21 protein-coding genes are annotated in these 25,841 nt (G+C 67.3%); 11 read left to right on the top strand and 10 right to left on the bottom strand.

What is annotated here, in order from left to right:
* Positions 1-77 precede the first annotated feature (77 nt).
* Both ACIPXZ_RS08505 and ACIPXZ_RS08500 read right to left on the bottom strand, forming a co-directional pair.
* The gene (locus ACIPXZ_RS08505) at positions 78-698 is read right to left on the bottom strand and encodes a carbonic anhydrase (protein WP_400592384.1); all 621 of its coding nucleotides are present in this window, start codon (positions 696-698) and stop codon (positions 78-80) included.
* Positions 699-707: 9 nt separating this feature from the next.
* Positions 708-1,409 carry a DUF4245 domain-containing protein gene (locus tag ACIPXZ_RS08500; RefSeq protein ID WP_400592382.1) on the bottom strand — a complete coding sequence of 234 codons (702 nt, stop codon included), beginning with the start codon at positions 1,407-1,409 and terminating at the stop codon, positions 708-710.
* Between the two features lie 173 nt (positions 1,410-1,582).
* Here ACIPXZ_RS08500 and glpX point away from each other — a divergent pair, with 173 nt between their 5' ends.
* Positions 1,583-2,623 carry a class II fructose-bisphosphatase gene (gene glpX / locus ACIPXZ_RS08495; protein ID WP_400592379.1) on the top strand — a complete coding sequence of 347 codons (1,041 nt, stop codon included), beginning with the start codon at positions 1,583-1,585 and terminating at the stop codon, positions 2,621-2,623.
* Positions 2,624-2,750: 127 nt separating this feature from the next.
* Here the strand turns inward: glpX and ACIPXZ_RS08490 are convergent, their stop codons facing one another.
* From ACIPXZ_RS08490 to ACIPXZ_RS08470, 5 genes are read right to left on the bottom strand one after another with little or no spacing between them, the layout of a single operon-like run.
* Positions 2,751-3,764, bottom strand: coding sequence for a lipid II:glycine glycyltransferase FemX (locus ACIPXZ_RS08490; RefSeq protein WP_400592376.1), 1,014 nt, complete (start codon positions 3,762-3,764; stop codon positions 2,751-2,753).
* 5 nt (positions 3,765-3,769) lie between these two features.
* On the bottom strand, positions 3,770-5,029 hold the full coding sequence (gene manA, locus ACIPXZ_RS08485) for a mannose-6-phosphate isomerase, class I (RefSeq protein ID WP_400592373.1): 1,260 nt from the start codon (positions 5,027-5,029) through the stop codon (positions 3,770-3,772).
* A 37-nt stretch (positions 5,030-5,066) separates the two neighbouring features.
* Positions 5,067-6,692 (bottom strand): LCP family protein, encoded by a 1,626-nt coding sequence (locus ACIPXZ_RS08480; RefSeq protein WP_400592370.1) that lies wholly within the window; start codon positions 6,690-6,692, stop codon positions 5,067-5,069.
* A gap of 17 nt (positions 6,693-6,709) precedes the next feature.
* Positions 6,710-7,285: a 5-(carboxyamino)imidazole ribonucleotide mutase gene (gene purE, locus ACIPXZ_RS08475; protein ID WP_400592367.1), complete on the bottom strand. Its 576-nt coding sequence runs from the start codon at positions 7,283-7,285 to the stop codon at positions 6,710-6,712.
* 51 nt (positions 7,286-7,336) lie between these two features.
* Positions 7,337-8,497 carry a 5-(carboxyamino)imidazole ribonucleotide synthase gene (locus ACIPXZ_RS08470; RefSeq protein ID WP_400592365.1) on the bottom strand — a complete coding sequence of 387 codons (1,161 nt, stop codon included), beginning with the start codon at positions 8,495-8,497 and terminating at the stop codon, positions 7,337-7,339.
* 119 nt (positions 8,498-8,616) lie between these two features.
* Between ACIPXZ_RS08470 and ACIPXZ_RS08465 the strand changes: the two genes are divergently transcribed.
* Positions 8,617-9,123, top strand: coding sequence for a GtrA family protein (locus ACIPXZ_RS08465; protein WP_400592362.1), 507 nt, complete (start codon positions 8,617-8,619; stop codon positions 9,121-9,123).
* Positions 9,124-9,230: 107 nt separating this feature from the next.
* Here the strand turns inward: ACIPXZ_RS08465 and ACIPXZ_RS08460 are convergent, their stop codons facing one another.
* Entirely contained in the window at positions 9,231-9,959 is a 729-nt protein-coding gene (locus tag ACIPXZ_RS08460) for a TIGR03089 family protein (RefSeq protein WP_400592359.1), read from the bottom strand.
* Between the two features lie 220 nt (positions 9,960-10,179).
* Between ACIPXZ_RS08460 and ACIPXZ_RS08455 the strand changes: the two genes are divergently transcribed.
* The 4 genes from ACIPXZ_RS08455 to ACIPXZ_RS08440 all read left to right on the top strand — a co-directional run bounded on the left by ACIPXZ_RS08455 (position 10,180) and on the right by ACIPXZ_RS08440 (position 16,852).
* On the top strand, positions 10,180-10,719 hold the full coding sequence (locus tag ACIPXZ_RS08455; protein WP_400592356.1) for a WhiB family transcriptional regulator: 540 nt from the start codon (positions 10,180-10,182) through the stop codon (positions 10,717-10,719).
* Between the two features lie 26 nt (positions 10,720-10,745).
* Positions 10,746-14,030, top strand: a complete 3,285-nt coding sequence (locus ACIPXZ_RS08450; RefSeq protein WP_400592353.1) for a glycosyltransferase — start codon at positions 10,746-10,748, stop codon at positions 14,028-14,030.
* Position 14,031: 1 nt separating this feature from the next.
* Positions 14,032-15,630, top strand: coding sequence for a DUF5719 family protein (locus tag ACIPXZ_RS08445; RefSeq protein WP_400592350.1), 1,599 nt, complete (start codon positions 14,032-14,034; stop codon positions 15,628-15,630).
* A gap of 238 nt (positions 15,631-15,868) precedes the next feature.
* Positions 15,869-16,852: a hypothetical protein gene (locus ACIPXZ_RS08440; RefSeq protein ID WP_400592347.1), complete on the top strand. Its 984-nt coding sequence runs from the start codon at positions 15,869-15,871 to the stop codon at positions 16,850-16,852.
* Between the two features lie 1,010 nt (positions 16,853-17,862).
* On the opposite strand, the gene ACIPXZ_RS08435 is transcribed toward ACIPXZ_RS08440, so the two are convergent.
* Positions 17,863-18,360 carry a metallopeptidase family protein gene (locus ACIPXZ_RS08435; protein WP_400592344.1) on the bottom strand — a complete coding sequence of 166 codons (498 nt, stop codon included), beginning with the start codon at positions 18,358-18,360 and terminating at the stop codon, positions 17,863-17,865.
* A gap of 230 nt (positions 18,361-18,590) precedes the next feature.
* On the opposite strand from ACIPXZ_RS08435, the gene ACIPXZ_RS08430 reads away from it, so the two are divergent.
* The 5 genes from ACIPXZ_RS08430 to ACIPXZ_RS08410 all read left to right on the top strand — a co-directional run bounded on the left by ACIPXZ_RS08430 (position 18,591) and on the right by ACIPXZ_RS08410 (position 23,822).
* Entirely contained in the window at positions 18,591-18,983 is a 393-nt protein-coding gene (locus tag ACIPXZ_RS08430) for a DUF3499 domain-containing protein (protein WP_400592341.1), read from the top strand.
* Positions 18,984-19,147: 164 nt separating this feature from the next.
* Positions 19,148-19,333 (top strand): Trm112 family protein, encoded by a 186-nt coding sequence (locus tag ACIPXZ_RS08425; RefSeq protein ID WP_400592338.1) that lies wholly within the window; start codon positions 19,148-19,150, stop codon positions 19,331-19,333.
* Positions 19,334-19,456: 123 nt separating this feature from the next.
* Positions 19,457-20,935, top strand: a complete 1,479-nt coding sequence (gene ahcY, locus ACIPXZ_RS08420) for an adenosylhomocysteinase (RefSeq protein WP_400592335.1) — start codon at positions 19,457-19,459, stop codon at positions 20,933-20,935.
* Between the two features lie 129 nt (positions 20,936-21,064).
* Positions 21,065-22,306 carry an Ig-like domain-containing protein gene (locus ACIPXZ_RS08415; RefSeq protein ID WP_400592332.1) on the top strand — a complete coding sequence of 414 codons (1,242 nt, stop codon included), beginning with the start codon at positions 21,065-21,067 and terminating at the stop codon, positions 22,304-22,306.
* A gap of 169 nt (positions 22,307-22,475) precedes the next feature.
* A complete protein-coding gene (locus ACIPXZ_RS08410; RefSeq protein ID WP_400592329.1) occupies positions 22,476-23,822 on the top strand; it encodes a TIGR01906 family membrane protein in 1,347 nt (448 codons plus the stop codon).
* 94 nt (positions 23,823-23,916) lie between these two features.
* Here the strand turns inward: ACIPXZ_RS08410 and ACIPXZ_RS08405 are convergent, their stop codons facing one another.
* Positions 23,917-25,803 (bottom strand): AMP-dependent synthetase/ligase, encoded by a 1,887-nt coding sequence (locus ACIPXZ_RS08405; RefSeq protein ID WP_400592731.1) that lies wholly within the window; start codon positions 25,801-25,803, stop codon positions 23,917-23,919.
* Between the last annotated feature and the right edge of the window lie 38 nt (positions 25,804-25,841).

The following is a 25,841-nucleotide window of genomic DNA, read 5'->3' as shown; positions in this document are numbered from 1 at the left end:
CGGCGGCGCTGAAACTTCCCGGGCTCCTGCACCGGCCGCTGTGGCACAGCTCATGCCGGGCAGGGTGGCAAAGGCGCTCAGTCCTGGAAGTGCCCCGCGCCGGAGACCAGATCCGCGCGGCCCTCTTCGAGCCGGTAGGCCATGCCCACCACAGCGGTCTTGCCGGACTCGATGGCGGCACGGATCGAGGAGGAGCGCTCGACGAGCCGTTCGGCGGTCTGGCGGGTGTGCTCCACGACCATGTCGTTGACTTCGCTGTGTCCCTGGCGGAGTGAGGCGAGGACGGAGGGCGTGATGCGTTCGACCAGGTTGCGGATGTAGCCGCCGGGCATGTCGCCGGAGTCCACGGCTTCCTTGGTCGCCGTGACGGCACCGCAGGAGTCATGCCCCAGGACCACGATCAGCGGGATGTTCAGGACGTCGACGCCGTATTCGAGAGTGCCGAGGACGGCGTCGTCGATGACCTGGCCGGCGGTGCGGATGACGAAGGCGTCACCGAGGCCGAGGTCGAAGATGATCTCAGCGGCGAGCCGGGAGTCCGAACAACCGAAGATCAGCGTGAACGGGTTCTGACTGTTCACCAGGGAGCTGCGGCGACTGGCATCCTGATTGGGGTGCGAGGACGTCCCCGATACGAAACGGGCATTGCCCTCGATCAGTTGCTGCCAGGCCTGCGCGGGGGTCAGATTCGAGCTCACGCGTTCACTTTACGCGCTGGGGCTGCCGGACGGCTTGGATGTGACGGCGGGCGCGGCGTCCACGGCCTTCAGCACGGCGGCGCCGACGACGTCGAACTCCTTCAGCTCGGCCGTGCCGTTCAGGACCAAGGTCTGGCCACGGTATTCGAGCACGAGGGTCTTGGGGCCCTTGCCCTTGTCCCGCAGGGTCCAGTCATGACCGGCGATGGTCCGGGTGCCCGTCACCGGGGCGTTGTCCGCCAGCTGCGCCACCCAGGTGGGGTTGCCCTTGATGGTCTGAGTGAGGCCCACGAAACCTTGCGAGGGGGAGACGAACCCGACTTCCCAGGCCGGGACCCCGGTGTCGGTTCCGGACGCCCACCGGGCGTAGTTGGGCTTCCAGCCGTCCGGGAGCTGAGGTGCCACCGGTTTGAAGCCGGCCACGGGTGCTGCGTCGCCCGCGACGGCGGAGACGTTCACCTGGGGTCCGAGGTTCGGCTGCTGGGGCTGGGCGTTCAGGAGAACGACCGGCAGAATGCAGGCGAGTGAGACGAGGAGGGCGAGGATCATGCCGATCACCGAGGCATTGGCACGCTTGGCGGCGTTCTTGGAAAGCACGGCCTTGAAGCCGGGTTCGCCCGGCAGAGGGGCGCGGCCCGTGGAGGGCTTCTCCGCTTCCCCGTCCGGGGTTCCCTGGGCGGGGCTTGACTGCACTTCGGTGGAATCGCTCACCCTTCCATGGTCCCTCATGGCGGGTCCGATGCGCCAAACGGGCCCAGGACTGTCGTGATCGTCACATCGGGGTCAGCGGGAGGGCGCGCGGACTATGATCGTTGCGAGGACCGACCTCTCCCGGAATCCATGTCCGGGCCCGCCCTTACACGAACTCAACGAAGAGGTACACGGTGGCCGCAGCTCCCAGTGACAGCAAGTATTCGACGATCTCTCCGGACCTGACGGTCGGTGACGACGAACCGGACCGCAACCTCGCGCTGGAGCTGGTGCGTGTCACCGAGGCCGCCGCGATCGCAGGTGGGCACTGGGTGGGTTTCGGGGACAAGAACAAGGCCGACGGCGCTGCCGTGGACGCCATGCGTTCCTTCCTCAAGACGGTGCACTTCAACGGCGTCGTGGTGATCGGTGAGGGGGAGAAGGACGAAGCCCCCATGCTGTTCAACGGTGAGCAGGTAGGCGACGGAACCGGCCCCGAGTGCGATGTGGCCGTGGACCCGATCGACGGCACGCGCCTGACGGCTCTCGGCATCAACAACGCACTGGCCGTGCTGGCGGTGGCCGAGCGCGGTTCCATGTTCGATCCTTCGGCCGTGTTCTACATGGAGAAGCTCGTCACCGGCCCCGAGGCCGCCGATCTGGTGGACCTGCGCCTGCCGGTCAAGCAGAACCTGCACCTGATCGCCAAGGCCAAGGGCGTGAAGATCAACCAGGTGACCGTGTGCGTGCTGGACCGCGACCGTCACAAGCCGCTCGTGGAGGAGATCCGCGACGCGGGTGCGCGTACCAAGTTCATCCTCGACGGTGACGTGGCCGGTGCCATCGCGGCAGCTCGCTCGGGCACCGGCGTCGACGCGCTCATGGGCATCGGCGGCACGCCGGAAGGCGTCGTGGCCGCCTGTGCCATCAAGTCCCTCGGTGGTGTCATCCAGGGCCGTCTCTGGCCGACGAGCGACGAGGAGAAGCAGAAGGCCCTCGACGCCGGCCACGACCTGGACCGCGTACTGACCACGAACGATCTGGTCAGCAGCGACAACTGCTACTTCGCGGCCACCGGCATCACCGATGGCGATCTCCTGCGGGGCGTCCGCTACCAGAAGGATCGCGTGGTCACGCAGTCCATCGTGATGCGCTCGAAGTCCGGCACGGTTCGCCTGGTGGACGCCGAGCACCACGCCGGCAAGTGGGACAGCTGGGCCCGCCCGGCCTACTGAGACTGAACCGCCGGATGCCGCAGCAGCGGCTCTGAACGGATGACCGACTGCCCGGTGGCGAAGACTGAAAGGTCTTCGCCACCGGGCAGTCGTCGTCGTCGTGGGTCTCTTTGAGTTACCGGAAGGGTCAGCCGCGCAGCTTGCCGCGAGCCGCCCCGAGAAGCTCCTGGGCCTTCCCCGGCACAGTGCGTGCCCAGGCCAGACCCTGGCGGGCATAGCCACGGGCCATTCGCAGACCGGTGTAGGCGAAGTAGCGGGGCTTGTCCACCGGGAGATCCCAGGTGCCGGGATAGGAGACGCCGCGGCCGCCGAAGGACTTCTTGAAGGCGGTGAACCCGGCCCACTGGTGATCCGGCTTTCCCTCAGGCGCGACACCCCAGAGATCGACGTGGGCGAGCCCGGACTCCTTGGCGTCCAGGATCAGCGCCACCACGAGCGGGATGCCCGCGCTGAGCTTGCGGTGCGTGTCGTCCAGCGCCGCGTGGGCGTAGACCCGGGTGTCCTCCGAGTCGTAGCTGAACGCGGCCGCGATCGGCTCGCCGTCGAGCTCGGCGATGAACAGCGCGCCGGCACCCGCCGGGAGGAGAACCTCGGCCACGGTGCTCAGGTAGTCATCGCTCTGAGCTGTGAATCCGTTGCGTGCCGCCGTGGCGCGCAAGAAACCGAGCAGGATCGAGATGTCCTGCGGATCGGTGCTCTTGCGGAAGCTCACACCCTTCTTGTGGATGTTCCGGTGAAGATTCCGGTTGGTGGACTTCATGCCGGCCAGGATCTCCTGCTCGGTGCCGTCCAGATCGACGATCCAGCTCAGCTCGGGCTGCTGGTTCGACGGCGCCCTGCGCAGTCCGCGGGCCTCCAGAAGCGGAGCATAGCCCTCCTGCGGCAGACCCGCGTTCACGGGCTCGCAGCGCAGGAACACCGCTCCACAGCTGCGGGCCAGCTCCTTGGCGGCCTCGATGGCCTTGTCGAAGGAACGCAGGGAGTCCGCGAGAGGTCCGTACGGCAGGTACAGCAGCTTGCCGGCCGGGTTGCTGTCCTCGATGGCCAGGAACTCCCAGCCCTCGCCGGACAGGCGGTGCACGCGATGCCCCAGGGCCTCCTGGACGCGTGCCCAGTGTTCCGTATGCAGGAAGTACTTCATGATGCTCAGGCCTCCGCGGGGGTCGCTGAATCGGTCTGCTGGATGAGCCCTGTCGTGGCGACGAAGGCCCGGGCGTGCCCCGCACCGTGCAGGTGCACGGTCACGGGGGAGTCGCTGGCGGGGAGGAAGGCGCTTTCGCCACGGCCCAGGGTGAGTTCGCCGCGGGGCCCGTCCAGACGGATGTCGCCATCGACCACGAGGATGATCGCGGCTCCGCTCTGATGCAGGCTCGCGGACGGGAAGTCCTCATCCGCAGCGGCAAGGGTGAGCTCCTGGAGCGAGAACTCCTGGAACGGCGGAGCGAACACCTTCTCGCCCAGAGCGTTTTCGCCGGCCTTCAGGTAGGGCACCGGAAGGGACTCGAATTCGACGGTGGCCAGCAGTTCGGCGACATCGATGTGCTTGGGCGTCAGACCGCCCCGCAGGACGTTGTCCGAGCTCGCCATGACCTCCACGCCGAGCCCCTCCAGGTAGGCGTGCACATTGCCCGCGGGCAGGTGGATCGCTTCTCCGGGACGCAGGTCCACGAGATTCAGCAGCAGCGAGATGAGAACACCGGGATCGCCCGGGTACTTCCTCTGCAAAGCGGCGGCCGCTTCGAGCGGAACACGGCCGGGGTCTCCGTCGGGGAGTCCCTCGACGACGGCGGACAGTCCTTCCGAGGCCTGTCGCTGGCCTTCGCTTCCCGCGATGAGGGTACGGAAGACGTCCTGCAGCCCGCCGGGCTCGCCGGCCAGTCGCGTTGCGAAGTCCTGGGCGGCGTCTCGCCCCGGGCCCTCTGCGAGCCCGCTCGCCAGGACAGCGAAGAGGGCCGAAGAGTCCTTGACCGCGCGGAAGCCGCAGAGCGCCCGGAACGGGCTGAGGGCCAGGATCATCTCCGGCTTGTGGTTGTCATCCCGGTAATTCCGGGTCGCAGCATCCCGCGGGACACCTGCGGCCTCTTCCCGTGCGAAACCCTCCCTCGCCTGCTCGAGGCTCGGGTGGACTTGCAAGGAGAGGGGCTCTGCGGCGGCCAGGACCTTCAGCAGGAAGGGCAGACGGGGGCCGAAGCGGCTGACGCTGTCCTCGCCCAGGAATCCCATCGGGTCCTGGGCGATGAGGGAGTCGAGGCCCTGACCGTCCGGCAGCCGTGATGGTGAATCCGGATGGGCCCCCAGCCACAGTTCGGCTTCGGGTCCGCCGGAGGCCGGGCGGTGCAGCAACTCGGAGATGGCGGTGCGGGATCCCCAGGCATAGGGCCGCAGCTCGTTGTCGAGGCGGAACATGGTGGTCCTTTCACGGGCTTCGGATGGCGCGGGTGATCTAGAGAGCGGCGCAATTGCCGTTCTTGGCCAGCAGGATGTCCAGCATCGGGTAGTCCTGGGCATCGTAGAGCGAGTTGAGGTACGCCTCCGTGATCGGCTGACCGTCCGGACGGGTGGTGCTCAACGGGAAGTCCGGCGGCAAGTCGTCCGCCATGGGAGGCCGGACGGCGCCACCGGCCTGGAGCCCGGTGCCGGGCCGAGAGCTCAGCAGCCGGCCTTGCTCATCGAGGGTTCCCGGCAGGCCTTGAGCGCTCTTGGTGGAACCGCTGGCCTTGGCCAGGAGGGCCTTGACCCGCTGATGGATGAGATCGAAATCGGGGTTGCCCAGACTGAAGTCCGCAGGGAAGTCCGGAGGACCGACTGTCATGCGGAGGCTGGCCTGTCCCTTCGCCTTCCCGGCGAGGTCCACGAAGCCGCCGAGCTGGCCCTGCGGAATGTCGGTGTCCACCACGTGTGCTCCGGCCTTCGCAATGGCTTCGAACTTGGTGATGACGGTGGCCGGATCAAGCTGCTTGATCATGGCCTGCTGGACGCACTGCTGGCGCTGGACGCGGGCGAAGTCGTCGACATTCTCCCGGGAACGGGCGAACCACTGGGCCTGGAAGCCGTTGAGGGTCTGATTTCCGGGCTTGATCCAGCCGTCCGGCTTCACATGCCGGGTATCGCTGCCCGGCAGCATGCCACCGCTGATCGGGACCCATGCGCCGACGCGCATCTTGACCCCGCCCATCGCGTCGATGAGCTGAGCGAACCCGTCCATGTCGATGAGCGCATAGGCCTGGATCGTGATTCCCAGGGTGCCCGAAATGGCATCCTTGGTGGCTTCGGCACCGGCGTTCTTGCCCTGGCCGTAGACGTCTTTGTGGTTGTTGGTGGCGTCCGTGTAGACCGCATTGAGCAGGCAGTTGAGTGGATCCGGATCGCAGTTGTTGAAGCCGTCAGGGTAGAACTTGTGCATCGGGGAGCTCTCGGGGAACTTCGCGTACTGGAGCGAACGCGGCACCGAGATGATGGCCGTTGCTCCCGTGCTCGCATCGATGCTGATCACGGACATGCTGTCCGGACGGAGCCCCTCGCGACCTTCACCGGCGTCGCCGCCCAGCAGGGCGATGTTGTAACGGCCGTCGACAGGGTCGAACGGCGGCCGCCCGGCGTCGAACACATCGCCCAGGGCGCCACGGGCCACATTGACCAGATAGGCGCCGTAGCCGAGGAAACCGCAGCTGAGAACCATCAGCACCACGAGTCCGGCTGCCACCGGAGCGCGCCAACGGGACGGCAGCAGCACCAGACGGCAGAGCCGCAGGGTGTCCACCCAGAGCACGGCCCAGCCGATGAGCAGGACCACGAGCAGTGCCACCAGCACCACCATGACCACGGGGTTCGTCAGAACCGAGAGCAGAAAAGCACGGTTCACGAGCACCAGTACGAGACACAGCAGCACCAGCGCCCAGAGCGTGAGCGTCACGCGGAGGGCGCGGCGGCCCCAGAGCCGGTTGCCGGCCAGCAGCTGCGCTGCACCGGGAACGATGAGAGTGAGAGCGAGGAGCACCCAGGCCCGGCGAACCCGATCCCCGGGTTCTGCGGACTGCGGCTGGCGGAGAGGATCCTGGGACAGGAGCATGCGGCCCACGCCCCCCGCTAGGCCTGCGCCTCGCCCGTGGCGGAGCCGAGAGGCACTCCGGGAGCGCCGAACACCTCCGACGCTTTGGCCCGGAGCGAGGCACCCTTGGCAGATGCGGCGTCGTTCAGCCCGGCGGAGAAGCGCAACAGATCGGTGCGAAGTCTCTCGGCCAGTTCATCGGTGCCCGAGGCGAGCATCCGGACGGCGAGGAGCCCTGCGTTCCGGGCGCCGCCGATCGAGACCGTGGCCACTGGAACACCCGCGGGCATCTGGACGATCGAGAGCAGTGAATCCATCCCGTCCAGGGTCTTCAGGGGGACCGGCACGCCGATGACCGGAAGAGGAGTGACCGACGCGAGCATTCCGGGGAGGTGCGCGGCACCGCCGGCTCCCGCGATGATCACGCGCAGCCCACGTTCGTGAGCGCGCTGTCCGTAAGAGATCATCTCCACGGGCATGCGGTGGGCGGAGACCACGTCGGCTTCGAAGGGGACCCCGAACTCGTGGAGGGCTTCCGCGGCGGCCTCCATGACCGGCCAGTCGGAGTCCGAACCCATGACGAGTCCTACCAGGGGGGTGTTGTCGATGCTCATGTGATTCCGATCGTTCGTTTGAGGGTCAGCGGTCGGTGGATGGGGAGGGCGTCAGGAAGTGGCGCCGTCACGCAGAATGGACGCGACCCGGCCGGCCTGCTCGCGGAGCAGTTCGGCGTCGGCGGCGTTCTGGGAGACGACGTTGACGTGGCCGATCTTGCGGCCCGGGCGAACGGACTTGCCGTAGTTGTGGACCTTGGCGCCGGGCACCGCGGCCAGTGCGGCGGGCATGGCGGAGTAGATGTCCTGGTTGGCGCCGCCCAGGAAGTTCCTCATCACGGCCACGCCGCCGAGTACTCCGGTGGCGCCGAGGGGGAGGTCCAGCACTGCTCGCAGATGCTGCTCGAACTGGCTGGTCACGGATCCGTCCTGGGTCCAGTGCCCGGTGTTGTGCGGCCGCATGGCGAGTTCGTTGATGAGGAATCCCTCACCCTGGCCGGGGGTCTCGAAGAGCTCGGCCGCCATGACGCCCGTGACACCGAGTTCGGCGGCGATGCGCAGGGCGGCGGCTTCAGCGGCCTGTGCGACGGCGGGGTCGAGACTCGGCGCGGGAACGATCACCTCGTCGCAGACACCGTCCACTTGAATGGTGTGGGCGACAGGCCAGACGCGCTCCTCGCCACCGGGGGTGCGGGCCACCAGGACGGAGAGCTCGCGGGTGAAGTTCACCTTGGCCTCGGCCAGCAGCGGCGACATGGACGCGAACCAGTCGGCACATGCTGCGGCGTCCTCGGGGCCGTCGACGATCCGGACGCCCTTGCCGTCGTAGCCGCCACGGGGCGTCTTCAGAACCACCGGCCAGCCGATCCGGGAACCGAAGTCGAGCAGATCCTCGACGGATCCGACGGATGCCCATTCGGGGTTGGGGAGGCCGAGGCGGTCCACCGCGGTCCGCATGACGAGCTTGTCCTGCGCGTGCACCAGGGCGTCGGGTCCGGGCTGGACGTTGACCCCTTCGGCGATCAAGGCCCGCAGGTGCTCGGTCGGCACATGCTCGTGATCGAAGGTGAGGACGTCGACGTCGCGTGCGAACTCGCGCAGGGCGTCCAGATCGCGGTAGTCACCCACGGGGGTCGTCTTCACCGCGGCCACTGCGGACACCTCGGGGCCTTCAGCCAGGACCCGGAGTTCGATGCCGAGTTCCACGGCCTCCGGGGCCATCATCCGGGCCAGCTGGCCGCCACCGATCACACCTACAACAGGAAAAGTCACGACCCTAAGCCTACCGAACGCCGCCCGGCCGAACGGGGTGGGGCATAGCCGACAGGGCTAAGATGTACCACTGGCCCTGCTTCGGGCCGTGAAATCGTCGCCTGCCGTGGAGGACAACCGTGAACAAACTCGCTGAGCGCATCAGGGGCCTGGCCTCCCTTTTCTGGCGTGAGGTGGCCAAGTTCGGTGCCGTTGGCGGGATCGCGTTCGTCATCGACAACGGCTTGACCTACTGGCTCATGCACGGTCTCATGAGCGATTCCGAGGCGAAGGCCCGTTTCGTCGGCGCCAGCATCGCGACGATCTTCTCGTGGCTTGCCAACCGCTTCTGGACCTTCCGTCATCGGCGTCAGCCGAACGTGATCCGCGAGTTCGTGATGTTCCTCATCATCAACGGCATCGGCATCGGCATCTCCACCGGCTTCACGGCGGCCGCCAAGTACTGGCTGCACATCGACGACAAGAACATGCTCTTCATGGCCGGGATCGTCGGCATCGTGGTGGCGACCGTGGTCCGCTTCTACGCATACCGTTTCTTCGTCTTCAACAAGGAACTGGACGAGGAACCCGGCTACGACCACGACCACGAGCTCATCGAAGGCGGGGTCCCCGGCGACAAGCGCTGAACGACAAGCGCAGAATGACTGGCGCAGACACCACGCCCGGTGCCGGAACGGCCCTCGCTCCTGTCCGGAGCGGGGGCCGTTCCTGTTCGGCATCCTGGATCAAGGCGTCAGGCGGTGACCCGTTCGCTCGACAGCAGACGGTCAGTGATCGCCTCCTCGGCATGGACCAGGACCACGGAGCCTCCGTTGAACCAGGCACCCAGACACGCGGACAGCACCGCCACGAGCCCTGACTCCGCATTGACGAGCGTCCGTGCGCCGTCAGGAAGGTCCGCCGCGAAGGTGCGCAGACCGTCGTCGTCGTGCTCTTCACCCGCGATGTTCAGCAATACGGTGCCGGCATCCGGCTCGTCCCACGGTGTGAAGACGTCTCCGTGGTTGCGGACTTCGGCTGCGTAGTCCAGCACGCCGGACGGCAGGGGAGTGGACCAGCGGAGGGCCAGAGCCTCAAGCGCGACGGCGATCAATTGCGTGTCGATGGAGTCCGCCTGCCCAAGGAGGCCGGCATCGGCGGTGGCCGTCATGTCCGTTTCGCTCAGGGAATCGGCGACCGCATCCTGGACCGGATGGACCGTCATCCCGAGTCTCATGGCGGCCACAGCGAGAATGAGCGTTTTCCAATGCCCGGGGAGTGCCAGGGCGATGCTGCCCCCGGGGGCGCCGTCAAGTTCGTCCTGCAGCAGATTGGCGCTTTTGGCGATCCAGTTGTCGAGGACTTTGCCGGACAGCTCCACACGTTCCCCTCCCGGTCCGTACCAGGTGAGTCGTGGGGCCCCGGCGGGAAGCGTGAGACCCTCCCGGAAATCGCGGGTGAGGTTCCTGAGCGCAGAGTTCATGGAGGTGTTCTATCCTTCGCGAATGGAGGCGGTGACGTCCCGGCGTGGCGCGTCGGGGAAAAGCCAAGTGTCGTGAGTATTATCTCCGGCCGCTTGACCTTCTACTAGTTACACGCGTGTAATTAGTAACTGCAGACCGCCACGACCTGGCCCACCTGAGTGCCGAAAGCACGCGGCCAGGTCACCCGAGCGGCGGTCGTCCAGATCGAGGAGAGGCGCAATGGGGCAGACAGAGCGTATCCAAGACGAGAACTTCACACCGGGTACGGCCGCGTACCCGAGCGGCCGTACCGTGCCCGAGGACTGGTTCCTCGATCCGGCCGACCCTGAAGGCGCACAGCGGTTCCGCCGCCATACCGCGGAGACCCTGGAAGAGGCCGCCACGGCCTTCCTGACGGCTCATGAACCGGCGGAACCCGCCGAGGCCGCAGCTGGCGAGGAGGAACTCGATCCGCCACTGGAACTCTTCGCCCGCCAGGAGGGCAATGAGCTGGCAGGCATCTTCACCATCCTCCCGGGCCGCGAGGTCGGGGACGAATCGGAACTGAGCTGGCAGGCCGAATCCCTGTGCGCCCAGACGGATCCCGAGGCGTTCTTCCCGGAGAAGGGCGGTTCCACCCGCGATGCCAAGAAAGTCTGCGCGGCCTGCAACGTGCGGCAGCAATGCCTTGAGTACGCCTTGGCGAACGATGAGCGTTTCGGCATCTGGGGTGGCCTGTCCGAGCGCGAGCGCCGTCGATTGAGGAAGCGAGCAGTCTGATTCACCCCCAAGCACGGGTCACTGCCGTGGTGGTCTCCCACCAAGGCAGCCCCTACCTCCCCAGGACCCTGGCCGCACTCTCCCGCCAGAGCCGCCCCGCGGATCTGTGCATCGGTGTCGACGCCGCCTCCTCGGACGGCTCCGCGCGGCTGCTGGAGGAGGCCCTCGGCAATGACCACGTGACGCTTTTCCGGCACCCGCGTCTGGGATTCGGAGCCGCCGTCGAGGCCGGAATCGCGACGGCGGACCGGCTGGCGGGAGCCCGGGCACCCGGTGACGACGCCCAGGAATGGGTCTGGCTGCTGCACGACGACTCCGCTCCGGCCCCCGATGCGCTGGAACGGCTCCTGGAAGCCGTGGAGCGGTCCTCCAATGTGACGATCGCCGGCTGCAAGCAACTGGACTGGAACGCCGAAGGCAAGCTGGTGGACGCCGGCCTGGCGGTCAGCACCTGGGCCGAGCGCCTCACGCTGATCGAAGCCGACGAACTCGACCAAGGCCAGTACGACCAGCTCCGGGACCGTTTCGCTGTGAACTCGGCCGGCATGCTGGTCCGTCGCGACGTCTGGGATGCCATGGGCGGCTTCGACCCGGCTCTGCCCGGCACCGGAGACGACGTGGATCTCTGCTGGCGCAACTGGCTGGCGGGCAACAACGTGGCCTTCGTCCCCGAAGCCAAGATGATGCATGTCAGCGGCAGGCCCGACGCTCTCGGTACAGCGGCCGCCGCTCGCAGTTCGCAGGTGTACCTCCGGCTCAAGCACGCCGCAGCCTGGAAGATCCCATTCCTGGTGCTCGGCACGCTCGTGGCGTCGGTGGGGCGTTTCCTGCTCGCCGTCGCGATGAAGGACCCTGGCTACGGCTTCCAGCAGCTCAGCGGGGCTGTGCGGGGCGCGTTCCGGCCGCTCGCGCTGGCCCGTGGACGACGGGTCGCCGGACGTACCCGAAAGAACCCCCGCAAGACCATCAAGCGACTGCAGACGCCCCGTGCCGAGGTCTGGGCACACCGCCGCTCGCTCATGGAGGCGCTCGGTGCCGACGATCTGCTGGACGCGTCCTTCGGCTCGACAGGCCTGGCCGCCGAGCCGAGCGGCGACAACGACGACGATTTCTCGTCACTGGCCGCGCCGAGCCGGGCTTTCGCCGGCTGGGGTCTGATCGCGGCTCTTCTGCTGACCACTGGAATCGGCATCTTCGGGCTGCTGCCGCTGCTGAGCGGCGCACCGTCCGGAGGCGCTCTGCTGCCGCTGTCCTCCAGCCTGTCCGAGATCTGGGACAACGCGACGCGCACCTGGGTGACGCTGGAAGCCGGCTACGCAGGTCACGGGGATCCGTTCGGTTTCGTGCTGTGGATTCTGGCCGTCCTCAACGGCGGCCAGACCGGCGTCGCGCTTCAGACGGTGCTTCTGGCCGCGATGCCGCTGGCCGCTGCGGGCGCCTGGTTCCTGGCGGCCTCCTTGACCCGGCATCGCCGGAGCTGGTTCCTGGCCGCCCTGATCTGGGGCACCGCCCCGGTGCTGTTCGTGGGACTGAACCAGGGACGTCTCGGTGCCGTCCTGGTGCATGTCCTCATGCCCTGGTTCGTGCTTGCGCTGGTGCGTGCCACCGGCTCGGCGCGGGATCGTCGTCTCGAGGCTGCGGAGGCCGGCTACACGCTTCCGCAGGGCCCGCTCCCGGCGAAGGCCGGGGTGGCCGGTGCCATTTCCTGGACCGCCGCCGCCTGGGCCGGGCTCCTCCTGGCCTGCATCGCGGCCAGCGGGCCCGCGCTCCTGCTCCCTTCCCTTCTCGTCGTGCTGTTGCTGGCGATCCTGTTCGGACGCCGAGGCCGGGCCTTGTGGTGGTCGCTTGTGCCGCCCGTGGCCCTGTTCCTGCCATTCGCCCTCTCCGCTCTCACGCGGCCCACGGCGTTCCTGGCGGATCCCGGACTCCCGCTCGGTTTCCAGGCGGCCCCGCTCTGGCAGCAGCTTCTCGGTCAGCCGATGCAGACGTCCCTGCAGGCTTCGGTCGCCGGCTTCGGCTGGCTTCCGGCGGTGGCGCCTTGGGCCCTGATCCTGATGCTGGTCATCGCAGCCCCTGTTCTTCTGCTCGCCGTCTGGGGTGCCTTGGTGCCGGGCCGCCGTGGACGGCAGGCGACACTCGCTCTCCTGGCGGCGACGCTGTTCCTCGTGGTCAGCTGGCTGCTGAACGGCATCGCGGTGGCCGCGAGCGGCGGTGCCGTTGTCACGCCGTTCACTGGCCCGGCCATCTCCGCCGTGTTCTGTGCGGTGCTCGTCGCCGCGCTCCTCGGCGCGGACCGCGGTCTGCAGCGTCGGAAGGCGTCGCGCGGCCGGAAGGCTCCGTGGCGAACCGCGTTGGTCTCCGTGGTGACCCTCGTTCTGCTGGCCGGGCCTGCGCTCGGCTCCTGGAGCTGGCTCGCCGGAAACCTTGGAATCGGCTCCGCCCCCCAGGGCGAGCGCTACGGTGCCGCCCGTCTGATCGAAGGTGGCGCTCCGGCCCAGATCCCGGCCACCGCGGTGGACCGCGGTAAGGGCCCCGAAGAGACGCGCACGCTCGTGGTGACTGAAGAGCGGGACGGAAGCTACTCCGGTGCACTCGTCCGCGGCTCGGGCACCACTCTCGATTCCCTCTCCACCATCGCCGCTGCGCACGCGGTCCGCCCTGGCTCCAGCACACTTGCGGACGACGACGACGCGACCCAAGCGCTGCGGACCGCCGTCGCGACCATCGTGGCCGGCCAGGGTGTGGATCCGCGGCCGGGTCTGGAGAAGCTGGGCGCCGGGTTCGTTGTCTTCAAGGGCGGCGACGACGCCGCGCAACTCACCGCGAGCCGGATCGACGCCGTTCCGGGACTCGCCGCCGTCGGCCCCACCGACGCCGGCTGGTTGTGGCGCGTCAAGACGCTCGACCAGCCGCCGCTGAAGGATTCCGACACGGTGAACCGGGTGCGGATCCTTGGCGGGTCGGGACACGTCCAGGTCCAGCTTCCCAGCGGACCGGTGAACGTGGACACGACGATCCCCGCAGGGGCTGAGGGCCGCATCCTGGTTCTGGCCGAGCGCAGCGACCCGGAATGGAGCGCGACCCTGGACGGAAAGGCCCTCAAGGCCGGAACGAACGGATGGCAGCAGTCCTTCGAACTGCCTGCCGCTGGCGGACACCTGGTGATCACGCACGGGAACGTCTGGACGCCTTTGCTCCAGTTCATCCCTTTGCTGGTGTTCCTCGTGACAGGGCTGCTGGCCATTCCGATTCCGGAACGGCCGGGCAAGGTCCGCATGGTCCGTGATGAGGCGAGCCTGAGGAGGGCCTGAGATGACTGAGCAGCAGAACGTCAAGGATCCCCGCCGGGCGCGGGTGGTGGCGAAGGCCGTCGCCAGCGGGACGGCAGGAGTGGCCTCCATCGCGCTGGTGGCCGCGGCCGCAGCGCTGGGAACTCTGGCACCCCGGGCAGCCGGTGGAACGCTTCAGGCGTCCAGTGTGGCGGTGCCGGCAGGGGACACACTGTCCGTGTGCCCGGCCCCGCCGCGACTGCTCGCTGGCAGTGGGGACGGCACGGACGCCCAGTTCCGGCCGGAATCGAGCACTGCGGTGTCGGTGTTCCGCGGGATGACGCTGAGCGACCCCAACGGGCGATTGAGCGAAAGCAAGGTGCGCGGCCTGGACGGCCAGACGCTGCAGGGAGTCAGCAAGGCGAGCCCTGCTGCCAAGGACGGGGACCCGGGGCTCCCGGACCAGAAGGCGGCCGTGGTCGCAGCACGGACCCCGCAAGGCTCGGAGGTTCTGCAGTCCGGAACCCTCGACGGACAGGTCTCGGACGGCACCGCCGTCCTCTCCTATCGCGCTGACGACGGGGACCTTCAGGGTTATGCGGCCAGTGGGTGCCTGGCACCGAGCAGCGATCAGTGGCTGCTGGGTTCGTCCACGACCGTCGGCCGCACTGCGGTGCTGAACCTGTCCAACCCCAGCACGACCGCCGCCACCGTGAACCTGGAACTCTTCGGCGACAAGGGGCAGATCAAGGCTCCCGGCAGTCGCGGGCTCTCCATCGGTGCAGGCCAGTCCCGGTCTTTGGTCCTTGCCGGGCTGGCGCCCGAACAGGCCGCACTGGCGGTTCATGTCACCAGCACGGGCGGTCCCGTCACCGCGACGGTTCAGCAGAGCGTGCTGAGGGGACTGACTCCTGGTGGCGTGGACTTCATCGCGCCCACCGGCCAGCCTGGCACCAGCCAGGTGATCACGGGCGTCTCTCTGAGTGGCAACGCCGCAGCGGCTCGGCTCGGATCGGGCTTCGATGACGCGGTTCCGACTCTTGCGGTCGCCGTGCCGGGTGCTCAGGACGCCGTCGTGCAGGTCAAGGTCTTCGGCAAGAACGGTCAGCAGGCGATGGACCGCGGGGTCCTCACGGTTCCGGCCGGAACCGTTGCGCAGCTGCCTCTGAGCGGTTTGCCGGATGGTTCGTACACCGTGTCGCTCAGCTCGGATGTCTCCGTGGTCGCCTCCGCCCGGATCGCCCGGGGCACCGATGCCAAGAAGCCCACCGATTTCGCCTGGACCTCATCGGCCACAGCCCTGGACACCTCTCAGCTGCTGCCGGTCCCGGCTGGCGGCGCCTCGACCCTGCAGTTCGGTTCGCCGACGGCGCGTGCCGAGATCAGCTATCGTCCGATCACCGCGGACGGGGCCGTTCAGGCGGCGAAGTCGGTCACCCTTGCGGCCGGAACGTCCGTCACCGCAGCGGTGCCCGCGAAGGTGGGCGGGGCCGACGTCGTCGGGTACCTGTTGTCCGCCTCGGGCGGGCCCGCGTACGCCTCCCTGGTGCAGGAAGAGGACAAGGGCAACGGGGTGAGCGTGGTCGGCGTCCCCCGGACGGGTGCGAGCCTAGACAAGCTCCCGGTGCGATTGGGCCACTGAAGCCTGGCGTCACCGGACCTCTGGCGTCCGAACTCCGGCACCCTGTCGCCGAGCCCGCTAGTTCGGTGCCACATCGCTCAGTCATCGCGCGATGTGGCACCGAACTAGCGGGCTCAGCTGTCAAAGCGGCTTCGTCTTATTGGACTGGTCCGTCTGGACACAGCCTCCGGCGCCGGACTTTTCCACATCCAGGGCATCCTGGCTGCGGGGTGGCGGTGATTCGCCCGACGATCGATTCATGCCGATTCACGGGAACAACGCAGCGAATACCGTCCCTGACGAGCTGATCGGGCTTCTGCGAGCGGCACCGTCCGTCTGGACCTCGGCCGAACTGCAACAGTTCGGGATCAGTTCGCGGGTACGACGGCGGCTGCTGGACGCCGGGGTGCTCCTCGGCGTCCAGCGTGGAGCCTATGCACTGCGTGAGGTCGCCGGCTCCATGGGGCGTGACGAAAGAGCTGCGCTGCGTCTGGCCGCGCATCAGAAGGTCTACCGATGGAGAGCTGAGCGGGCCTTCGCGTACAGCCACAGCTCAGCCGCCCGGCTTCAGGGTTTCCAGCTCTGGCACGCGGACGAGTTCGTCCATGTCACCTGCCGGTCCAATGCGTGCCCGGAGCGCTTCGGTCCGGATGTCCGTACGCATCAGATCCCGATCGCGGAGACGGAGATCCAGTTCTCCTCAGGAGTCGGGCTGACGACTGTCGAGCGGACTGTCGTGGACTGCTGCAGAATCCTCGACCTGGAAGGGTCGTTGGTCATCATGGATCAGGCGCTCCGTGCCGGTGCCGACAGAGGGCGTCTCGCAGGATACGCGGAACGGCAGAAGGGGCACCGCGGGGTGGTGAATCTCCGGCAGGTCCTTGAACTCGGGGACGGTCGCAGTGAGTCGATGGGGGAGACCCGGACACGGTTTCTGCTGTGGCTGATGAACGTCAGCCCGCCCGTGCCTCAGTTCACGGTGTGGACCGACCGTGGCAGCAGGCGGATCGACTTCGCCTGGCCGGAACTCAAGGTCGCACTCGAATTCGACGGGAAGAGCAAGTACTTCGCTCAGGTTCCGACGGATCAGGCCATCGCCGAAGAACGCATCAGGGAGCGCCGTCTCATGGAGCTGGGCTGGCAGTTCGTCCGTCTCGACTGGCAGGACCTCGAAAACCCGGAAGCCGTGAAGCGCCGCATCCATCGGGCATGGGAGACCGCACGCACGCGGGTCGCCGCATAGGGGCAGTCGCAGGGCGGAGACGGGAGCACAGGTCATGACGCCGGCTGCTCCCGCGGGATTGGGGTGCAGCGCGGCTCTGGGGTGCGCGGCGTCGAGATGGGGGACCTCCGGCGGCGAGGACAGGCTGCTCGTTGGTCCTGTTCCGTGGTCCCTGCCCCTGCCCCTTGCCCTTTGGTCCCTGGACGTGGCGGGGGCGTGATACCCGACTGTCTGCGCAAGCCCACGAAGAGATCGCTCCGCTCGGCTCCTGTGGCTTCGGTGTCCTATGGTGCGGGCTTGGGCTCCCGGTGCCGAGGTAAGCGGCCGGACGACACTGGTCCCGGAAGCCTCCGCTTGTACACGATGAGTGATTCAAGGCGGCCCAATCGCGGTGTCGAGCCAGAGCTGGCCGCTGCTCGCCGGGGGCGCGAACCCGGCTCGGCCCCGCAGGGATGGCGCCGATGGGCCCGGGTGCACGTTCGATAGCCGGGCGCACGTTCGATAGCTGAGCAGTTGAGGCACGCCGTTCGCCTGGAGCGTCCCGAGACGATACCGAACACGTGATGGCCCATGGCCGCGCCGATCCTTTACTTCTTTGCCGCTTCTTTGCCGAGCTCGCTATCTGGGTGCCAATTCGCTTATTCAATGAGCGAACTCGCACTCAGATAGCGAGCTCGGCGGGAATCTGCATCAAGGTAGCGAGCTGGCCCGGTGGCGGCGCACGGATAGCGGACTCGGCGAGGGGCCAGCTCCGAAGGAAGCGAGTTCGGCCGAAGATATGGCCACGGATAGCGGACTCGGCTGGTGGTGGCGCGGAGCTAGCGGGCTCAGGCGGACGCGGGGGACATTGGTAGCGAGCTCAAGTGGAGGCCCGTAACACGACCAGCGGGCCCGCTGGAACGAACCGGGCCTGGATAGCGGACTCACCGGAATGTCGTCAGGGTGTGCAGCCCGGAATGTCCTCACGGAGTGCAGTCGAAGCTGGGGCGACCGGGCGGTGAGAAGGACGATGCAGGGCCGTCAGGCCGAGCTCAGAGACCCCGGTGATAGTACGGATCCAGGGTTTCCGGGGCCACTCCGAGCAGTTGTGCTGTGTGTTCCACCACCACGTCGTGGACGAGGTCGGGCAGCTGTTCCTTGAGAGGACAGTTCTGTTCCACCACGCGCCGGTACACCGTGATCTTCGCCGGTTCCTCCCCACGGGCAGGGGAGCTGTGGCCCAAAGGTGCGGGAAGACCACTGGCCAGCAGTTCCTCGAGCCCGGGCGGGATCTCCTCCACCGCGAACAGCACCCCGTCCAGAAGATGGCCCTGGAGGTCGTGAAGCCGTTGGGCGGTCTCCAGCACCATGTCGTCGAAGCGTTCTCCGCGGTTCCGGTACCCCGGCAGCGTGGGAAAGATCATCTCGCCGCGCTGGCCGCGCCCATGTCGGTTGCGACGCCGGTGCCGGAAATCCCGGCGGGAGCCCGTACTGCCGTCATCCTCCGGGAAGGAGAACTGGGCTGACGAGGAGTCGGGACCGGAATGCATAGACCGACTTTAGCGCTTGAAACGCTTCGCAGCCGCGTCGCGCCCCGCTGGGGACAGCTCCTCTCGCGGCGCCGTGGCCGGCTCCGCTGCTGCACAAACGCGATGTCCCGGTCGGGCTCGGTTCCGCCATTCCGCGCCGGATCGGCGTTGCCGGGAACCGGCAGCGGGCGGTCCTTGCGCAGAAAAACCTGGGCAAGGCGGTAACGTGGTGCGTTGTGGGTGCCCTGAGGATGTGTTCGCGATCGGCCTGCCGTGAAGCCGCGGTGGCGACGCTGACGTACGTATACGCGGATTCGACCGCCGTGCTTGGCCCTCTGGCCGTCTACCCTGAACCTCACAGCTACGATCTGTGCGTTCAGCACGCCGAGCGCCTGACGGTGCCCCGCGGCTGGGAAGTCCTGCGCATCGCGCTGCCCGCCGACGTCGTCGTCGCTCGCCCGGAAGGCGACGAGCTGTCCGCCCTGGCCGACGCGGTACGTGAGGAACGCTTGGAGACGACGACGGCGACGGAGGGCGAGCAAGCGACTCTTCCGCAGCGCTTGCGTCCGCCGCAGCTCGAACCGCCGGTCGGGACCGAGGGCGGGATTCGCCGCGGTCACCTGCGGGCTCTGCGTGAACCCTGAGCCTCAGCAAACCCTGAGCCTCAGCAAACCCTGAGTCATCCGCGGGCGTGGAGTCTTCCACGAGCCTCGAGTCTTCACGCAGGCATCTCCGTCAGTCCGGGCGGGTACTCTGGGAAATGGCCGGTCTGCCGACCCGGTACGGCCGAACGACCCTTGGAGTTTTCATGTCTGTCCTGAGCCCAGAGCTTTTGAGCATCCTCCGCAGCCCCGAGAACGGGGAACCCTTGCGTCTGGAGGGCGGTGAGCTCGTGGCCGGTACGGGTTCGGACGCGCCGCGTTACCCCGTCGAGGGCGGCATCCCGCTGCTCCTGCCTGCCTCTTTGCGCGAGGCCTCGCGCAGCGCTGATTGAGCCTCGTCCGCTCAGACCCTGCAGCAGGGCCAGGCAGCCCAGACTCGCCTCACCCCAGACTCGCCTGACAGACCAGACCTGATCGCCCAGACCGATCCCAGAGCAGAACGGAACACAGCTCACATGACGTTCGATTACAAGATCGCCGACATCTCCCTCGCTGAGGCAGGCCGCCACCAGATCCGTCTGGCTGAGCACGAGATGCCGGGGCTGATGTCCCTGCGTTCCGAGTTCGGGGAGAGCCAGCCACTCAAGGGCGCCCGCATCGCGGGTTCTCTGCACATGACGGTGCAGACCGCCGTGCTGATCGAGACGCTGACGGCTCTGGGGGCCGAAGTCCGCTGGGCCAGCTGCAACATCTTCTCCACCCAGGATGAGGCGGCTGCCGCCATCGTGGTCGGCACCGGCACCCCGGAGGACCCGCAGGGCGTCCCCGTCTTCGCCTGGAAGGGCGAGACGCTGGAGGAGTACTGGTGGACCGCCGAGCAGATCCTCAGCTGGCCCGGAGCGGAACAGGATCCGGAACTCGGCCCGAACATGATCCTCGACGACGGCGGCGACGCGACCCTGCTGCTGCACAAGGGCGTCGAGTTCGAGGCTGCCGGGGCCGTCCCGGGAGCCACGGATGAGGACCCTGAAGAGTTCCGCATCATCCTGGAACGCCTGCGGGCCTCCCTCGCGGCGGATCCGCAGAAGTTCACCCGCCTGGCCGCCCGCATCAAGGGCGTCACCGAAGAAACCACCACGGGTGTGCACCGCCTGTACCAGCTGGCCGAACAGGGCCGTCTCCTCTTCCCGGCCATCAACGTCAACGACTCGGTCACCAAGAGCAAGTTCGACAACAAGTACGGCATCCGGCACTCCCTGCCGGACGGTATCAACAGGGCCACGGACGTCCTGATCGGCGGCAAGGTCGCCGTCGTCTGCGGCTATGGCGACGTCGGAAAGGGCGCCGCGGAGGCCCTTCGCGGCCAGGGCGCGCGAGTGATCGTCACGGAGATCGACCCGATCTGCGCCCTCCAGGCCGCGATGGACGGCTACCAGGTGGCGAGGTTGGAGAACGTGCTGTCCGAGGGCGATCTCTTCATCACCACCACGGGCAACAAGGACGTCATCATGGCCTCCGACATGGCGGTCATGAAGGACAAGGCGATCGTCGGGAACATCGGTCACTTCGACAACGAGATCGATATGGCGGGTCTGGCCAAGGTGCCCGGCGTCAAGCGTGTGGAGATCAAGCCGCAGGTCCACGAATGGGTCTTCGAATCGGGCTCCGAGAACGAGCACTCCATCATCGTGCTGTCCGAGGGCCGGCTGCTGAACCTCGGCAATGCGACGGGGCACCCGTCCTTCGTGATGAGCAATTCCTTCAGCAACCAGACCATCGCCCAGATCGAACTCTGGACCAAGCGGGATCAGGCCGAAGGCGAGCGGGAGTACGAGAAGCAGGTATATGTGCTGCCGAAGATCCTCGACGAGAAGGTGGCGCGTCTGCATCTGGACGCCCTCGGCGTCGAGCTCAGCGAGCTGTCCAAGGAACAGGCCGAGTACCTGGACGTCGACGTGGCCGGCCCGTACAAGCCCGAGCACTATCGTTACTGAATCGCCTCCAAGGCGCGGCGGATCTCCCAGGAGTTTCGCGGCTGGGCAGGGATAAAATGATCTGACACCAGCCACCGGACAGGGGCAGGGGTGTGTCGGCAAGGCCGGCACCCCGCCCGGGAGAGCAACATGAAGCCGAGTACACCTAAGAGCCGCGCCGCCAAGATCACCGCGCTCTCCATCGCCGGGGCGGTCATCGCTCTGGGCGGCATCGGAGCGGTCACGGCTCCGCAGTGGCTTGGCAATGTGGTCTCGCAGTCGGCCGGGCAACCGGAGCAGAGCACCACGTCCAAGCCACCGGCTCCGCCGGTGAAGACCACGGTCGCGCCCTTGAACGGTGCCAAGGAGGTCAACCCGATCACGGCACCGTCGATCACCGCCGTGAACGGCACCGTCAAGGACGTCAAGCTCACCCCGGCGAAGGGGCCCGCGGTCAAGGGTGCGTACTCGCAGGGGGAGAGCAGCTGGAAGGCGACTGATCCGCTGGTCTTCAACACGAGCTACACGCTCGCGTACACGGTCGTCGATGCCGACGGCGCGGAGACCGCCAAGTCCAGTACCTTCTCCACCGTCGTCGAGAAGAACGAAGCGGACACCACGCTCCTGGTAGGCACCCTGGGCGAGACCATCGGCGCGGCCCAGCCCATCCAGCTGACGTTCTCCGAGCCGGTGGCGGACAAGTACAAGGCCGGCGTGGAGAAGGCGGTGACCGTCACGTCCAGCGCGGGTCAGAAGGTGAAATGGCACTGGTACTCGGACAAGCTCGTCCGCATCCGGCCCGAGACCTTCTGGGCGTCCGGCAGCAGCGTGACCTTGAAGCAGCAGCTTTTCGGCGTGCCGTTCGGCAACGGCCAGATCGGGAACTTCAACAAGACCACCACGTTCAAGGTCGGCCCGCAGCGCGTCGCCGTCGTGGACGGCCAGGCTCTCGTGATGAACGTCTATGAGGACGGCAAGGTGGTGCACTCCGCGCGTGTGAGCACGGGGGCCGACGACTGGCCGTCGCCCTCCGGTTACGCGGTCATCCTGGAGCAGCAGAGAGTCTCGCACTTCACGGCAGAGAGCATCGGACTCAAGCCCGGCGACAAGGACTACTACAAGCCCACTGACGTCAACTACGCCAACCGTCTGACCTGGAGCGGCGTCTACGTCCACCAGGTGCTGAGCGGTGGGGTCGAAGCGATCGGCCAGCGGAACATCTCACACGGTTGCGTCGGTCTTCTGCCCGCGGACGCTGACTGGTTCTTCACGAACATGAAGCCCGGTGACGTGGTGCAGTTTAAGAACACCGCAGGGCCGCCGATCCGCGCGGATGAGGGCTTCGGCGACTGGAACATCCCGTGGGCCCAGTACGGAACTCCTGTCTCCTGACCTGTTTCCGGAGCCGGGCAGACGCGCTGTGCGGTAACGCTCCGGCAACAATCCGGCCGCTGATGGGCGACCACGCCGCCCGCTTCCGACTCCTTGTCAGAGTTGACGGGTACTGTCACAAGTGAACGATGAGCCGTTGCCGCCTGGTGCCAGGCCGGACGAGAAGTGGATGAGCGTGAGCGAGAAGAAGCCGAACGAAGAACCCGTGTGGGACAACGTCCATGACTCGGACGAGCCTGCGTTCGAGTGGATGAAGAACGCCCAGGGTGACGGAGCGGAACGCTCCGGGGAGAAGCCTGGAGCTTCGGAACCTTCCGGCGACGTCTCCTCCGACGGCGAGGTGCCTGCTGGCAGCAACACGGCCTCCGATAGCAGCACCCTCTCCGAGGGGGCGTCGGCTGAAAGTCCGGCCGCCGGAGCCGCACTGTCTAGTACCGATTCCGCTGCGGACGAGACCTCGGACTCGGCCGTGAAGGAAACGGGCGGTGCAGCCACCGAAACACCCGAAGCCGGCGACACGCAGGAGCGAAGCCCGGCGGCGGACGGCGATGCGCCGACGACGCCGGACACCGAGGCGGAGGCGTTGTCGTCCGAAGCGCCGTCGGCGGCGGTTCTGTCGGCTGAAGCGCCATCAACGGCGGCCCTGCCCCCCAGCGAGGCTTCCTCGGCATCCGAAACGGAGGCCGTCGCCGTCGTGCAGGAGCCGTTGCCGACCAGCGCGCTCACCCTGCGGGCCCCCGAGAATGAGGTCAAGCGTCGTCAGGCGGCGCGTGACGCAGCCTTGGCGGCGAAGCCTGCCGGGCCGCGCGTGGTCAAGATTCTCTCTACCATCTTCCTGCCGCTTCTCCTGGTGATCACCGCAGTCCGTGTGGTGGCCACTCCGCTCTTCCTCTGGCTCGAATACATCCGGCCAGGGTTCCCCGCGGACGGCTACGGCTTCAGCCAGGAGGACCGCATCACGTACGGTTCCTACGCGGTGGACTATCTGAGCAACTTCTCCGGACCCCGGTACCTCGGGGATCTGGTGACTGCCAGCGGGTCCAAGCTCTTCCGGGATCCTGAGATCTCCCACATGGCGGACGTCAAGACGGTCACCATGACCACGTGGGGCATCGGTGCAGGCCTGGCGATCCTGGCGCTCGTGGCGATCTGGTACCTGGCCAGCCGCCGTGACGGGTCCCTGCGGCAGGCCTTCTTCTCTGCTTCCATCGTGACTCTCGTGGTCATCGTCGCCTTGGGCGTTCTCGGATTCCTCGGCTGGGACAGCTTCTTCACGAGCTTCCACGAGTTGTTCTTCGCCAATGGGACCTGGACCTTCTCCCTGCAGGACACGCTCATCAGGCTGTTCCCGGGTCAGTTCTGGATCGATGCGGCCGCGACGATCGCCGGCCTGGTCTTCCTGACCTCGCTCGTGACCCTGATCGTCACGTGGCCCACCAAGCGCCGTCGTGAATCCCGCAAGGTCGCCATCGCCGCACGGCTCGCAGCTCAGCAGGCGGCTGTTGCGGGGGACTGACCACAGCACCTTGACGGCGGAGCGGCGCGGTTCCTGAAGGAATCGCGCCGCTCCGCCGTTTCAGGTTCTGGACGTGGGCCTCAGAACTCCGGCCTCAGCGCTGGTACAGCCGGTCGATCTCCGGCGCGAAGTCGGTGACCACGGCATTGCGTCGCAGCTTCAGCGACGGGGTGAGATGCCCCGAACCGACCGACAGTTCGGCGTTGAGGATGGCGAACTTGCGGATGCTCTCCGCCTTGGAGACCTGCGTGTTCGCCTGATCGACGGATGCCTGCAACGCGTTCAGGATCTCCGGAAGCTCCGAGGCCTGCTCAACGGTGATCCCCGGATGCCCGTGCTGTTCGCCCCAGGCGGCCAGCCCCTCGGCGTCGAGCGCGAGCAGGGCGGAGACGAACGGCCGGCCCTCGCCGAGCACCACCACATGCTCGACGAGCGGGTTCTGACGAATGGTCTCCTCAAGCGGCTCCGGAGCGACGTTCTTCCCACCAGCGGTGACGATCAGGTCCTTCTTCCGGCCCGTGATGGTGAGGAAACCATCCGGGTCCAGACTGCCGAGATCGCCGGTGGCGAACCAGCCGTCCACGAAGGCGTCGAAATCGGCCTGCGGGTTGTTGTGATAGCCCTTGAAGACGCCGATGCCCTTGATGAGGACCTCTCCGTCGTCGGCGATCCTCACGGAGGTCCCTGGAATGGGGCGGCCCACGGTGCCGAGCCGGTTCCGTTCCGGCAGATTGACCGCGGCCGGCGCCGTGGTCTCGGTGAGCCCATAGCCTTCCAGAATCGGGATCCCGGCTCCGAGGAAGAACTCTGATTCCTGACGATTCAAGGCGCTGGCGCCGGACACCGTGTGGGTGATGTGACCGCCGAACGCGGCCCGGACCCGCGGGTACAGCAAACGGTCGAACGCCAAGTGGCGCAGACGAAGCCGGACGCTCGGACCGTCTCCGTGACCTTGTTCCTTGCGCTGCATGGCCTGGGCGTAGTCGACGGCGGTGCTGAAAGCCTTCTGGAAGAGCTGACCCTTTCCGGAAGAATCTGCCTTCTGCTGAGCCCCTGCCAGGACCTTCTCGAAGATCCGCGGTACGGCGAGGAGGAAGGTGGGCTTGAGGGTCTGCATGTCCGCCATCAGCTCCGTTGCGGAACTGCTGTGGCCCACCAGAATCCCGGCGTGAAGGCAGATCACCTGCACCGCGCGGGCCAGGACATGTGCCAGGGGGAGGAACATCAGGGTCCGGGCTCCGGGTGCCAGAGTGAATTCCCCGAGGGTGGGCACGATGTTCTCCGCCACCTGTGCGAAGTTGCCGTGGCTGATCTGGCAGCCTTTCGGCTTTCCGGTGGTCCCGGAGGTGTAGACGATCGAGGCCGTGTCGGCCATGGTCGCCGCGGTACGGTGCCGTTCCAGCTCCGCATCGGTGACACCGGAACCTGCGTTGGCCACGCTCGTCATATTCGGCACGGGACCACCGTGATCCATGCGGATCACCTGAAGCGGGGCACTGCCCAGCAGTTCCGATCCTTCGGCGACGGCGGTGACCAGTTCGGCCTTGGAGGCGTCCTCCACGAAGATCCTCCGCGCGCCGGAGTCTTCGAGGATCCACTCGACCTGGCTGGCGGAGGAGGTCTCGTAGATCGGGACGGTGACGCCTCCGGCGTACCAGATGGCGAAGTCCGCGAGGGTCCACTCGAACCGGGTCCGGCTCATCACCGCCACCGAGTCGCCGATCTCCAGACCGCCGGCGATCAGACCCTTCGCGAGGGCCTTGACCCGGTCCAGGAAGTCACCGGCGCTGAGCAGACTCCAGCCCTTCAACGGCGGATGGGCTGAAGCATCCGCAGGGTGGAGCCGGGCCCCCTGCACGGCGGACGGCCGGACGGCGTACACGGGACGCTCCGGCGTCGCGGACGCACGGGCGAGCAGAACATCGGTGACGTTGGACGCGGGGTCCAGTTCAGAGATCAGCGGTGCGGTGTACTCGGTCAGGGTGCTCATGGCGGTGATGGTTCCTGTCGGTTCAGAAC

Source organism: Arthrobacter sp. NPDC090010, from assembly GCF_044748305.1.
In the GTDB taxonomy this organism is placed as follows: Bacteria; Actinomycetota; Actinomycetes; order Actinomycetales; family Micrococcaceae; genus Arthrobacter_E.
The sequence above is the reverse complement of the archived record's forward strand: the minus strand, read 5'-3'. Positions and strand labels throughout refer to the sequence as shown.